General features: G+C 61.1%; 5 protein-coding genes and 1 other RNA gene. 4 read left to right on the top strand and 2 right to left on the bottom strand.

From position 1 onward, the window contains the following. Positions 1–79: 79 nt before the first annotated feature. From I6L36_RS21925 to I6L36_RS06190, 3 genes are all read left to right on the top strand, one after another. Positions 80–11,710: an LPD38 domain-containing protein gene (locus I6L36_RS21925; RefSeq protein WP_254203468.1), complete on the top strand. Its 11,631-nt coding sequence runs from the start codon at positions 80–82 to the stop codon at positions 11,708–11,710. A gap of 62 nt (positions 11,711–11,772) precedes the next feature. Next, entirely contained in the window at positions 11,773–11,976 is a 204-nt protein-coding gene (locus tag I6L36_RS06195) for a hypothetical protein (RefSeq protein WP_113736157.1), read from the top strand. A gap of 529 nt (positions 11,977–12,505) precedes the next feature. Then, positions 12,506–12,781: a hypothetical protein gene (locus I6L36_RS06190; protein WP_216987051.1), complete on the top strand. Its 276-nt coding sequence runs from the start codon at positions 12,506–12,508 to the stop codon at positions 12,779–12,781. 26 nt (positions 12,782–12,807) lie between these two features. Here the strand turns inward: I6L36_RS06190 and I6L36_RS06185 are convergent, their stop codons facing one another. Further along, complete coding sequence (locus tag I6L36_RS06185) at positions 12,808–13,137, bottom strand: helix-turn-helix transcriptional regulator (protein ID WP_235656256.1); 330 nt, start codon at positions 13,135–13,137, stop codon at positions 12,808–12,810. 105 nt (positions 13,138–13,242) lie between these two features. Here I6L36_RS06185 and I6L36_RS22150 point away from each other — a divergent pair, with 105 nt between their 5' ends. Then, positions 13,243–13,365: a hypothetical protein gene (locus I6L36_RS22150; RefSeq protein ID WP_265182620.1), complete on the top strand. Its 123-nt coding sequence runs from the start codon at positions 13,243–13,245 to the stop codon at positions 13,363–13,365. 208 nt (positions 13,366–13,573) lie between these two features. On the opposite strand, the gene ssrA is transcribed toward I6L36_RS22150, so the two are convergent. Beyond that, positions 13,574–13,933, bottom strand: a transfer-messenger RNA (tmRNA) gene (gene ssrA, locus I6L36_RS06180). Positions 13,934–13,993 lie beyond the last annotated feature (60 nt).

Genomic DNA, 13,993 nt, shown 5'->3' with positions numbered 1-13,993 from the left:
CATGCTGATCGCCCCATCTCAAAAGCCCCGAACGGTTCGCCGCTCGGGGCTTTTCTTTTGCTCGAAATCCGAGGACACCATGGACAAACCTGGACTGCGTGACGCCCTGCCACAACCGCGACAATCTGACACTCGTAATGACCCCTTCTGGAGCTCGCTCGATAGCAGCCTGTCTGCCGCAGCGGCTGCAACACCCCAACCAGCCGAGCCTGTAGCCAAACGTGATCTTGATGTCGGCCTGGGCGATGTCGCCCGTGGGGTGGGCGCTGGCGCACTGGATCTCGTGGGCGGCATTGGTGAGCTGGCACGGCAGGCAAGCAACTTCGGCAAAGAGAATGCCGGGAAGCAGGGGGGCGACTACCTGGAACAGGCTCGTGCCAATATGGCCAATAAGCTGAGCCCGTTGCTGGATGTGGTCGCAGGTGCAGGCGATCTGGCCGCATCTGGGGCAGAGTCTCTGAATGATGGGATGAGTGCTGACGCCAAGGAGGCACTGGGGCGCCGACTGGTCGATGAAACGCCAGAAGGCCGGTTGACCCTGGGGGATGGCGCAGGGGATATCGATGTCTGGGCGATGAAAATGGCGCAGGGCGTTGGCTCTTTGCTACCGACACTCGCCGCTGGCGGGGTGACTGGGGTGGCTGCCAAAGCCTCTATCGGCCGGGCTGTCACTGCATCCATGGTCAAGCGTGGCGCGACCCAGGAGGTAGCCGAAGCGGTCGCCGCCAAGGCAGTATCCAAAATTGCCACCGGTGCCGCTGTGACCACCGGGGCGACCGGATCGGTGGGCAGTGCCGGGGTGAACACCCGCGACACTGTGCTGGGAATGAGCTTTGACGAGCTGGCGGGCAGCGATACCTTCCGCCAGTCGTTTACTCGTATCGACCAGGATCAACAGACCGCCCATCTCTCTGATGAGGAAAAGCTGGGGCTGGCCCGGGAGGAAACGGCCAACTTGGCCAGCCGCGCCACCATGAGTGATGCCAAGGTGTGGGGAGCTGCCGCCATGGGCTCCATGATGGGCGACGCCATGCTGTTCAAGATGCTGGCTGGCAAGGCAGCCACCGGTGGAGTGCTGAAAGGTGCTGCCAAGGGGGCGGCAGGTGAGGGTATCAGCGAAACCCTGGAGGAGGGGGTGCAGCAATACGCCGTCAACGAATCCCTCAACGAGGTGGCCGCCGCTGATATCGACCCGATGAAGGGGGTCATGTCGAGCGCGATCGAGGGCGGCTTGATAGGGATGGGGACAGGTGGTGCGGTAGGTGCTGTCGGTGGGGCGCGAGGCGGTAAGCATGCCAGCCAGGAAGATGGCGTTGGGACCGAGCCGGTTGCAGAGCCTTCCGCGCCGGTGACGGAGGGCGCTGCTGGTCCGGCAGTGGATCCGAACTTTGCTTCTGTTCCACTGGAAGACGGCGAGCAGGCGCCCTCCGCCTCGCAGGCCGAGGGGGAGCTGAATCCGCTCGGCCCCAGCGCCAGCCAGTTTGACGAGCTGCGTGATGTGCCGGCCTACCTGCGCCGCGACGATACCGCAGCGCGGTTCAAGGGCATGGCTGCCGATAGCAAGGTGCAGCGCGCCCTGGCTGGTGAGTTTGGCCAGTCAGTGCAGGAGCTGGTTGCTTCCCAGATGCAGGCTGGCGATCAGGGCAAGAGTCTTTATGAGCGAGCTCAGGCTGGTGAGCTTGGGCTTGACCCGTTCGCAGGCAACAAGAGCGCCCAGCAGGTAGCCATGGAGAACCAGCGCCTAGCCCTGCCGCTCAAGGATGTGATCTTCGCCGGCGATGCGAATGCCAAACCCGTGGGGGAGGCTGTGGCAGCCCCAGGGGATCATGATGACCAACAGGCAGGCCCTGGCCCGCAGTTTCGAGGTGGTGAGCGCACCCGTTGGCAGAACGGGCAGGAGGGGGATCTGCTCCCGCCTGAGGCTGCCACCGCCCACCCCGCTGGCGAGCTGCCGGGCGCGGTGATTGAGGGTGAGGCCAGCGAGGTGGGTAACGAGTTGCCGCACCGCAATGTGGTCTATGGCAATGACTTGCGCGCCGAGCAGCAACGGGCCGCCGATCTGGCCCGCCGTGAGCGCGAGCTGAACAACCAGCCCCCACAGATCGGTCAGTCAGAGACCCTCTTTGCCGGGGGCACACCGGGCGCTGACCCGCGCAATAGCGCCTATACCCCGCCCAGGCTGTCACGGGATCAGGTCGATACCAGCATGGGCGAGCAGTCCACCCGCGATCCGCGCAGCCCGGTGGCGCAGTCCATCGAGCAGGCAGGCAGCGCCACCGATTCGGTATTTGGCCCGCTCAAGTCGTTGCGCATCACCCGCAAGGGCAAGCCCTTTGCCACCGAGAAAGAGGCAGTCATGGCCAGTCGTCGCGGGCAGGAGATGCCAGTCCCGCTCAATGGCGGCGGCTTCGGGGTGGCCGAGATCGCCGAAGTCGAACAGGTGAAGGCTGCTGAAACCACGCAACCCAGCGTTCAGCAACTCGACGACATCAGTGTCACCGACCCGAATCAACCATCTGATCAGTCAGTTGCAAGCGTAAGCGCTGAAACAGTTCCGGCACCGTCTGCCACAGCGGGCGAGGCCAGCCAATTAGTACCAGCTATCGATACCGGATACCGCGAGGTGATCCCCGGCAACCAACCCCAAGCAGAGGTGAGCAATGAGCCAGTTACCCCGATACCTGCAATCAGCAGTGAGCGATCAGGTGATCAGCCTGGCGCAGGCGATCCGGTTGAAACAAGTGTTGGACCAACCCCTGCCGAACTCGCGGAACGAGCTGGACCCGGAGATCCGGCAGATGGCACTTCTCTTGCACCTGTACCTGTTACCCAACCAGGAGAGGAAAATTCACTGACAGCCCAGGCACCTGCCGGGGTTGCTGTATCTGAAGAGGCGCAAGCTGAACAGGCTCGCACGACTGCCGGGCCAGCGGCGGCGCCGACACCCTGGTCGGAGATGATTGATAACCCTGATGGCACCATCACCCTGAAAGGCGAAGTGCCGATCATCAAGCAGTGGGCTAAGGATAACGGCGTGAAGGCGATCCCGGGTAAGGGTGGCCTGGTAGTAGCCAAGTCGTTCACTGCCAAGGTGCGAGGCCTTACTGCTCCGGCCGCCAATGAGCCTTCGGCACTGGTCGAGGCTGCTCGAGGTGGGGTAGTTCCGGAGCCAACCGAGGTAGATCTTATTGATCGCGACTTGCTGAAGGAGCATGCCGGACGCTGGAAGTACCGATCTGCTGTTGGGGCTGGCTGGTTTACCTCCAACACCAAAGAGGGCGCTATTGACAGGGCGCGGGAGGCCTACCGGAGGGCTTTCGAGAAGGGGGACCCCGTGCCGACTCGCGAGGAGCGCTGGGAACAGTCTGAGCGCGAGTTTGCTGGGCGCATGGACAACCGCTTTGGCGGGATGACCATAATTGAGTTGGAAAAACGCCACCAGAACCTCGGCGGTACCATTGCGGATTTGCAGTTGGCTGGCCGGCACGAGATGAATGGCAATGGCGGGCGTCGCACCGGTGCCGCAGTAGCCAATGAGGGGGCTCGTCAGGCAGGCCAAGAGAAGATGGATCTCGAGCGTTATATCCAGTTGCGCCGTGATCGAGAAGAGATGGCAGGCAGTGCGCCGGCTCGGATGATAGAGGCGGCTCGCTCCGAGGTTGCGCCGGAACCCACCGAGGCGCAGAAGGAGGCGGGGAACTACAAGAAGGGCCACCTCACGCTGCAGGGGTTGGATATTGCGCTCGAAAACCCCAAGGGATCCACCCGTTCAGGTATTGACCCGGATGGCAAGGAGTGGCAATCCACCATGGCCCACGACTATGGCTATATCAAGCGTACCCTGGGGGCGGACGGCGATCATGTCGATGTGTTCATCGGCGATAAGCCGGATAGTGAGACGGTCTATGTGGTGGACCAGGTGGACCCCAAAACCGGGAAGTTTGACGAGCACAAGGTGATGATGGGCTTTGCCGACGAGCAGGCCGCCCTGGAAGGCTACCTTGGCAATTACGAGGAGGGCTGGCAAGGCCTGGGTGCCATCAAGGCCATGACAGTGGTGGACTTCAAGCGCTGGGTGAAGGAGGGGGATACCACTAAGGCAGTCAGTGACTTGCCCGCCAGTGAACCAACCATCAAGCAATGGGTTGACTCCGCCCCAGACGACCTGCTGGGTGGTATGAGCAGGCTGTTCAAGGGTGACATGAGCTATGGGGAGTTCCGCGACTTCGCCGAGCGGACCATCATCAGCGGTGAGGGCATCAAGGCCATGTTCGGCGGCTGGACCGTGCCCAGGCTGAAGGAGTACCTGACCGCCAACAATGCCTATGTGTTCAGTGGCACCAAGAAGGCTGAGCTGGTCGAGCGTGCCACCCGCATCATGCAGGGCGAGGTGCGCTGGCCGTCTGCCGGTGGAGCCGGCGTGCTGACCACCACCAACAACCCCTTCGCCAAGAGCAATGCCAGCCCGGCCGATGCGCTGCGCGCCGAGGTGCAGGGCATCACCGAGGCCCGCTATGGCGAGTTCGTTGCTCGCCGCAAGGAGCTGAACGCCGCACACGAGGCTCGCAAGCAGGCCATCGCCAAGGCTATCGAGAACCCGCAGACCCTGGACGACTATCGCACCCTGGCCCGCATGAAGGGGCGCGAGGGCATGACCGCCGAGCAGGTGGGCGAGTATGAGCGCCTGCTGACCGAGGCTCAGCTTGATAAGCAGGACGCCGACAAGGCCGCCGAGCAGGCCGCCAAGCTGACCGCCACCCCCAGCGGGGACATCATCAAGACCAAGCACACCAAGCACGGCTACGACCTGTTTGTGGTGCAGATGGCCAACCGCGTGGAGAAGGACGAATACACCCGGATCAACGCTAAGGCGAAAGAAACGGGCGGCTGGTACTCCTCCTTCAAGGGATCCGGTGCCGTGCCCGGCTTCCAGTTCAAAGAGGAGGCCCAGGCTACCGACTTCCGGGCATGGTTGACCGGTCAGGGGCAGGCAGAGAGCAAGCCCAGCGTGACCGCCGAGGCGCCGACTGTGAACATGGAGGAGCCCGCCAGCAGCCCAGACGATAACGTGGCCAAGCAGATCGCCGGCCTGCGCCAACGCGCCGAGACGATCCGCACCAAGGCCAACGCTGCCCTGGCAGTGGACCGCAAGGCCAACACCCTGCGCCGTGCTGGCATGGCAGCCCGCGCCACTGCCGCTGCCGAGGAAGAGCTGAAAACCGCCGATCTGCTGGACGCCATTGCTGACGGCGTGACCACGGGCAAGGCCAACATCCTGCGCAACCTGACCACCAAGGCCCAGCTTGCCACCCTGCGCAGCCGACTGGCCCGCGCCATGTATGATCTGCCGAACGCCGAGTACGAGCGCCTGAAGGGTGAGGGGCTGATCCGCATGGGTAGCCAGGGTCGCCACGAGTGGACCGATAAGGCTGGCCCGCTGGTGCGCGTCGAGGGCGCCAAAATGCCAGGTCTGGACTACTGGACTCGCCAACTGGACGATCTCGCCAGCGAAATGCAGGCCAGCAGCAACCGCAGCCACAAGGCGGCCGGGGTCAAACTGAAGAATCTGGCCAAGGCGGCTGAAGCGAACCAGTTGCGGCAGGTGGCCGTGACGGATCGCGACCTGATCGACAAGCTGACCGCGTTCGTTCGTGGCAGCCAGGAGGGCACCCAGGCGTTCCGCGTAGCCGAGCAACTGACGGATGCTGACCGCCTCAACAAGATGGGGATCTTCTCCCGCGCCAACCTGAGAGCGGCACTGGTGGAGCTGCAAGCCATCGAGGCAGGGCTGGGCAAGCGGGCCGAGGTGAGCCCGCTGCGCACCAAGGAGCAGGCGCTCAAGCTGAAGCTGCTGGGCAACCGCAATGCCTTCATCGACTTCTTCCCCACCACTGAAGACGACGCCGCCGATCTGGCCGGTCGCCTCGGGATTGAGCCTGGCATGACCGTGCTCGAGCCTTCGGCCGGTCACGGGATGCTGGCCGATGCCGCCCGCGATGCCGGGGCCAAGGTGGATGCCGTCGAGATTGCCGGCGACCTGCGCGACATTCTGACCGAGAAGGGGCACACCCTGATCGGCAACGACTTCATGGCGCTGACCCCGACCGCCAGCTATGACGCGGTGATCATGAACCCGCCATTCTCCAACGGCATGGACATGGACCATGTGCGCCATGCTTATGACTTCCTCAAGCCGGGCGGGCGACTGGCGGCCATCGTGTCGGCCGGCGCAGGCCAGCAATCCACCCGCAAGGGGCAGGAGTTTGCGGCGTGGCTGGATGCCCTGGGCGCCGAGGTGGAGCTGATGCGCGAGGGAGCATTCAAGGACTCGCTGAACCCGACCAGCGTCAGAACCAAGATCATCGTGCTGGAGAAGCCGGTCGGAGAAACCGCTCCGTCGCCGTCTCCCGAGGGCAAGCGCGTGACCGTGGCCACGCCGAAGGGGAATGCGGTCGAGGTGCAATACCGCGTCGTGGAAGCGGCGGATCTGGTGACGTCCCACGACTTCGAGGGGAACATCAATCACAACTACCCGCAGCAACTCCAGCCCCGGGATCGCTCCAAGCAGACCTACCGGGTGCAGGTGGGCCAACTGGCCGCCGCGCCGGACGGAGCGCGACTGGCGGCCAGCCCGGAGACAGATCGCGGCGCCCCCATTGTCAGTGGGCTTGTCGTGGAAAGCGGAAACGGTCGCTCTATCGGGCTGAGGCAGGCTTACCAGCGCGGTGACGCCGACGCTTACCGCCGCTACATCGAGGCCAATGCGGCCGACTTCGGGATCGACCCGGCCGTGATCGGCGCCATGAAGCAGCCCGTACTGGTGCGCGAGCGGATCACCACCATGACCGACGACCAACTGCGTGACTTCGTGGTGGACTCCAACACCGACGCCAAGATGGCGAACAGTGCCGCCGAGGATGCCGGCGCCGACGCGGGCAAGCTGACCGACGACATGCTGGATCTGCTCAACATCCCTGAGGGGGGCGACGTACTGGCGAGCCAGAACAACCGATTCCTCCAGGCGTTCCTGTCTGCCATCGGCGAGAACCAGAGCAACAGCTATGTGAGCCGGGACGGGCAGTGGAATGATGCCTACCGCAAGCGGGTGACGGCGGCCATCTTCGCCTACGGCTACGACAACCAGCGGCTGCTGGATGCGGCCACCGGCGAAGTGGACGCGGACGGCCGTAACATCACTACCGCCCTGATCAACAACGCCGTGGGCATGGCCAAGTTGCGCCAGCACTCGCCGGAGCGGGCCAAGGTTATCTCCAACTACCTCGCCGAGGCAGTGGAGAGCATCGCCCGCGCCAAGCGCAGCGGGCAGTCCCTGCAAGAAATGGCCGCTCAGTCTGATATGCTGGGAGGCGACACCAGCCCAGAGGGCAGCCTGCTGGCCCAGGCCATCGCGGCCAGCGCCCGCAGTGCCAAGGCGATCACCGGCATGGTTGGCGACATCCTGACTATGCTCAACAAGACCACTTCCGCCGACATGTTCGGCGCGGCGGTGGACCCTGCAACCCCGGAGACAGCGATCAATGAAACCCTCAAGGCCATCAGCGCCTACAACCAGCAAAAAGCCAGCCAACCCAAGCCCGGCGGCGATCTTTTTGGCCTCGCCGGAGCACGGAATAACCACGGCGCAGCGCCAAGCGTTCCGCGATCTGGTGACGCAAGCGCAGCAAAAGGCGCAGGAGGAGTAACCGAGGGGCGCCTCGAGCTGGACGGGGTAAGTATCCGTATTCCGGCCATCGACGAGGAGCAGCAACGCCTCTACAACCAAGCCACCCACCGGGGCCAGGGCGTGAACTTTGCCAGCGGCATCAGCACCGGCGTGGGGCGGATCCTCAATGACCTGAAGGATGCCGGCCTACTGGACACGGCAGAGCAGAGGGCGGCCGCCGAGGCTGAGGTGCAAGCCTGGGCCAATGAGGAGGCCATCAACGCCCGCAAGCTGATGCGCGACGGCATCAAAAACCCGAGCTGGGCGATCACCGGCCGTTCTGGTCGCAAGGCCCAGAGCAGCGCCGCCCAGGACGCCGAGAACCGCCGCCAAGCCGCCCACCACAAAGACCAGTCAGACCGCATCACGGCCCTGCGCGGAGAGCTGAAGAAGCTGCGCCCGAAGGAGGTGATCGGGAAAGAGTCGTTCAACTACGCATGGGGCAAGGCCAAAGGCATGATCGCCGACTACGCCAGCGCCCAGAGCAATGGGCAGCCAAATCTGCTGGCCAGTCTGCGCAAGAGCATGAATGCCGAGCTGGCCCGCTACCTGCAATCCATGGGCAAGATCGACGCACCCAACTTCATCAAGACCCTGAAGGAGCAGGATCAGCGCCTGAAGGCCGCCGGCCATGACGGCTTGGTGGCCATCGTGGGTGCGCGCTCCAACCCGGGCAAGATCATCTCCAACGCCATCGATGGTCGGATCCGCTTCTCCAAGCAAGCCATGTCACAAGGGATGCGACCTGCTAAACACCTGACTCGCAAGGAGGCTGAGCTGGTAACCAAGGGGTGGTTCAAGCAGTACCGCGGCGCTTCCGGCATAGATGTGCAGATCCACGCAACCCAGGCTGAACTGGAGGAATCCCTCGGGCTGGATGCCAAGGAGGGATTGATCCGCCGCGCCGCGTTTGACGACGATGCCGGCACCCTGCACGTTGCTGCGGACACCATTTCCGACCCCAAGCGGATGCGCGAGATCCTGCGCCATGAGGTGCTGGCACACTATGGCCTGGCCAACGTCCTGGGTGACGGGGAATATACCAAGCTGATGAGCCGCCTCATCGGGTCCCAGAAGGACCCCAGCATGAAGCCGGTGTGGGACTGGGTAAACACCCATTACGCCGACGAGGACATCGGCACCAAAGCCGAGGAAGTGGTGGCTCATCTGGCGGAATTGGAGCAGGGGGCCTGGGGCCGTGGCTGGGATCGGGTCGTGGCCTGGGTCACCCGGGCGCTGCGTGCGGTCGGCTTTGTACCTGATGGCATTACCGCCGCGGAGACGCGTTCCCTGATCGAGGGGCTGGGCAAGAAGTTGCAGCGTAGCGGCCCAGACGACAGCGGGCCGGATGGCGGGAAGAAGTTCAGCCAGGAAGCCGAGCGGCCAACCCAGAAAGGCGGTATCAAGATGAGCCAGGCCAGTACTGCAGCTGATGCGGCCATGGAGAAGCTCAACCTGGGCCCCAAGCCCGACATCATCGACAAGACCAAGGCCAGCCTGAACAAGCTCCGTCAAGTTGACCGAGGCGTGGTCAGCTCATGGATCGATCGCGTCATCAAGAAAGCCAACACCGAGGTGCTCGACGCGCTGGCCCCCATCAAATACGCCGAGGAGGCTGCCGGCATTACTGATGCCGCAGACTCCGGTTATGTGGCGGCACGGATGGCGACGGGGGCCGCCTCCACCATGCAGGCGACCATGCTCTATGGTCTGCCGGAGTGGAATGACGGGGTGATCCAGCGCAAGGCGGGTACCGGCGAGAAAGACGCGCTGCTGGGCATCTTTGCCGACCTGGGAGCTGATCTGCACAACTGGCTTGGCTGGATGGCTGGTCACCGGGCGGAACTGCTGATGGCGCAGGGCAGAGAGAACCTGCTCGATGCCAATGACATTGCGGCGCTCAAGGGGCAAGGCAAGGGCAAGGAGGCCAAATTCCTTGATGCCAAAGCCCGCTGGAACCGCCTCAATGCCGCAACCCTGGACCTGGCACAAGAAGCTGGGCTCTTCACCAAAGAGGCGCGGGCCGAGTTTGAAAGCGAATGGTACATCCCGTTCTTCCGTGAATCAGATGACGGCGACGTGATCGCCCCCTTCAAGACGAAGGGCATTGCCAACCAGAACTCCGGCATCAAGAAGCTCAAGGGCGGGGAGGCCAACACCAACGACCTGCTCGAGAACATCTTCACCTCCACCTCCAAGCTGATCGACGCGTCCATGAAGAACATGGCGGCCCAGAAGACGGTTTGGAACCTGGCGGATACCGGCATCATCGAGGTCATTCCGAAGCCAAACAAGATGGATTACCAGGCCCTTGCCAATGGCAAAGACAGGATCATGGTCAAGCTGGAGGGGGAGGACTACATGATCCGGGTTGAGGATCCGGACCTCTATCGCGCTATGACCTTCTTCGACCGCAAGCCGTTCAGCGCCATGGTCAATGTGGCGGCCAAGGCCAAGCGCCTGCTTACTGCTGGGGTCACTGCATCTCCCGAATTCATGCTGCGCAACTTCCTGCGCGACTCACTCTCCAGCTGGGCGATCAGCAAAGACGGCTTCAGGCCGGTGATCGACTCCATCAAGGGGGTGAAAAAGACCCTGGCGATGGACGGCAGTACCATTGATGTGATGTTCAGCGGAGCCTCCTTCCTGGGCGGCTACGTGAATGGCAATGACCCAGAGGCGATGGCCGATACCGTGCGTAAGTCGCTGCGACGCAAGGGGATGACGCCCGAGCAAATCGCCCGCTACGAAAAGAGCATTATCCGCAACGCCGCTCAGGCAAAGGGCGTGGTTGCCAATGTGTGGGAGAAGTACAACCGCTATGGCGAGGCTTTCGAGAATGCCAACCGCGAGGCGGTCTATGCCGCAGCCATCAAGGCTGGCAAGAGCCACGCCCAGGCGGCGTTCGAGTCGAAGGACCTGATGGATTTCTCCATGCTGGGTGCCTCACGCACCATGCAGGTCATGACCCAACTGTTGCCGTTCTTCAATGCCCGGGTCCAGGGTCTCGGCAAGCTGAGCCGTGAGCTGCGCGACAACCCGCGCGAGATCGCCAAGCGTGCCGGCATGATCACGGCTGCGAGCCTGGCTCTGCTGGCCGCCAACTGGGACGATGAGCGATACGAAGAGCTGCCGGATTGGGACAAGGATGCCAACTGGCACTTCTTTGTCGGCGATCAGCACTTCCGGATCCCCAAGCCGTTCGAGATTGGCGTGTTGTTCGGCACCATCCCCGAGCGCATGGTCCGAGCCCTGGGTGACAAGGACACCGGGGCCCAGTTCGGTAAGGCGGTGGCCAGGGCGGTCGGTGAAACGTTCGCGCTCAACCCCACGCCGCAGATCGTCAAGCCGTTGGTGGAATCCTACTTCAACTACGATGCCTTCCGTGGCATCCCCATCGAGAACGCGCAGGATCTGGCCGTGAAGGTGGAGGCGCGCTACAACGAGCAGACCAGCCTGATGATGCGGGAGCTGGGTGAGGCGACAGGAATGTCGCCCAAGAAGCTGGAGCACCTGCTGATCGGCTATACCGGCACGATAGGTGGTTATGTCATGGCCACTGCTGATGGACTAATCCGGGCGGCGCAACCAGGGGAGTCGGCCAGCTGGCGTGCAGATGAGATCCCGCTGGTAAAGGCGGTATACCGCGGCACCGGGCCGGCGAAGTCCACCCAGCACATGGAAGAGTTCTACCGGATGCTGAACGAGGTGAATCAGCTCAAACGCACCGTTGACCAGTACCGCAGCGAAGGGCTTACCGACAAGGCAAACGAGCTGCTGGAAGAGCAGGGCGGGATCCTGAAATCGCGCCGCAGCCTGAGCCGCACCCAGCAGCAGGTGCGGGTGGTGCGCAACAAGATAGAGCTGATCCAGCGGGATCGGATTCTGAGTGCCGACGAGAAGCGTCGCCGCATCGATGAGCTGATGGCCCGCAGGAACGATCTGGTTTATCAGGCGGTTAATCACAACCGGCAGAACTGGGAATAGTGGCCCTGGATAGGCCTTGGCGATGGGGATAAGCTGAGGTCTTTCTCAGGGAGGATACGCCTATGTGGTTGTTGCTTGCGATTGGATGTATGGTGCTGGCGCTGAAAGCGATGAGCGTCAGCCTGATACTCGGGTTGATCCCGGCCGCTGCCGGATACTGGTGTTTCAGCAATTCGACCAACGCGAGCCTTGAGACCTTTATGGCGTTCGCGTTCGCCCTGGTGGTTATCGGGGCTGTGCTGAATGCTGTTGTGGCTAACTGGTGACGGGCCTTCGTTTTACTTTCCCTCCTTTCTCCCCTAATCCGCTCAAGGCCTCCCATTCATTCCCCTCACAGAATCCCCCAGATGGATTTTTAAAAAAAAGATCGTGGTTTTTTCAGTTTTTTCATTGGAGGGGGAGGCATTTTCTTAAAATCGGCATGGCGAATTTTAATTAATCCTACAGAGGTGGTTCGCGGTCTTTTGGAAAATGCCTTTAACTATCCTGTGAGGATAGTGGCTTGTATTTATTAATATTTTTTGTCTTGGTCTCGTCGTGTTTTTCATCTTTTGCGTTGACTGGTATTGGGGTTTTGCATATCGTGTGATGCAACCAAGCGAGCGCAATCTGGAGAGAAATGACAGTTAGTCAATTTTTCTAAAATTTAATTGGTGCTTAATAAATGGCGAAGGAAAGGAGGGGAGCAAAGATAGGGGCTTATATACACACAGCTATCATAAATGGTTCGGCCCAAGCTGTTGGAGCAGCTTGGACCGAGAATGTAATCCGCACCGTTAAGTCAGGATTTACTGAATGACTATACAACATCCTAAGTTGTTTTTGGAAGTTAAGGTTAGTGTATCAAGTTCTCCCATGTTCACTAAGGTTGAGATCGGAACCGGAGGGACTGGCTGTTCTGTTCTCGAAGTTCCCGACGATCAGAGTTTCAGGTTTGCCATGGGCGCGGCACAATTGCGCACTGAACTCGAAGAGCTGCTTGAGGAGATGGGAGGGATCGACCTTTCTGCATATGAGCGCAAGCTGCTTACCGACCGGGTCTGGCGGATGATGCCCGTCCAAGCTGCTTAACATTCAGGGGCTTTGGCCCCTTTTTCTTACCCCATTCTTACCCCCACTATTTCCGCATAGCAGTTCAGCATCGAAGCCAGGTGCGGCTTTGGCAGCATCGCCGCCCGGTTAATCAACCCCCTGTGTTCGTCATCGGTCATGCACCAGTCTGGCTCAGCCAGAATGGTCTGAACGGAGACGCCGAGTGCGGACGAGATCACGACGGCCTCTGCTAATCCCATGAAGTCGTCGTGATGGGGTGATAGCCAGCGGGAGAGGTTCGATCTCGGAATCTCGGTCAATCTGCTGATGTGGGTTTGCGTCAGCTTCCGTTCCGCCAGCAGAAGGCGGACTTTATGATAGGAGTAGGATGGCAAAATTGTACTCCCGTGAGCCCGCAAAAAGTGGTAAATTTATGCGGTAACTGTATAGGCATACAGTGTTTCACAGTCGAGAGACTGGGAGAGCAAGGGGGAAATCGGATGGAATCACTACTAAGCGAACTGGAAGAGTTTGTTGAGACGCTGGACCTGGCGCCTGAGGAGGAGAGCAAGATCGCGCGCATTCTGGAAAAACTACGCGATGAAGCCACCGCGTCAGCGTGACGCGGAAGGATTCGGATTGGCCCGCCACTGTGCGGGCTTTTCTATGCCTGGATGGCAGAAAAGAAAAAAGCCTGCATTTCTGCAGGCTTTCTTGCTCTTGGATCACCAGTGGATCATTTCGATTCCAGTTTTGGTCCAGTCACTGTCGCTATGTTTTTGTTAAGTGGCTGTTTTTTCTGGGTTTGTCCTGTCGGTGTCCTAGTTAAATTGGTGGAGCTGGGGGGATTTGAACCCCCGTCCAAAATTACTACATCCTCGGTACTACATGCTTAGTCACTCTTTACATTCGCCAACACGCTGCGGAGAGACACGCCACGCATTGACTAGCTCGATTGGTTTTAATGCTTCCGCCCCGAGCAGGACTTCCACACGATCCTGTGAAGGATGACCTTCCATTTCCCTAGGACACAGGCAAGCTAGGGGAGAAGGGCTCAGCGCAGGTTATTAAGCTGCGAGTGCGTAGTTTTCGTCGTTTGCGACTATTTTTTTGCGGTTTATTAACGAGGCCTACCGCACCTCGGCATGCACCTTGGGTTTCGTGAATCTTGTCGAATCCAGAATCAGCCCCAAGTTGTCAAAAGGGATTGTACGCAAAAATCCTGTCATGGCAAGGCGTTGATGGCAATCG

Origin of the sequence: Aeromonas sp. FDAARGOS 1406 (assembly GCF_019048565.1) — a bacterium.
GTDB classification, from domain to species: Bacteria; Pseudomonadota; Gammaproteobacteria; order Enterobacterales; family Aeromonadaceae; genus Aeromonas; species Aeromonas caviae.
This window is presented reverse-complemented; position numbering and strand designations above follow the sequence as displayed.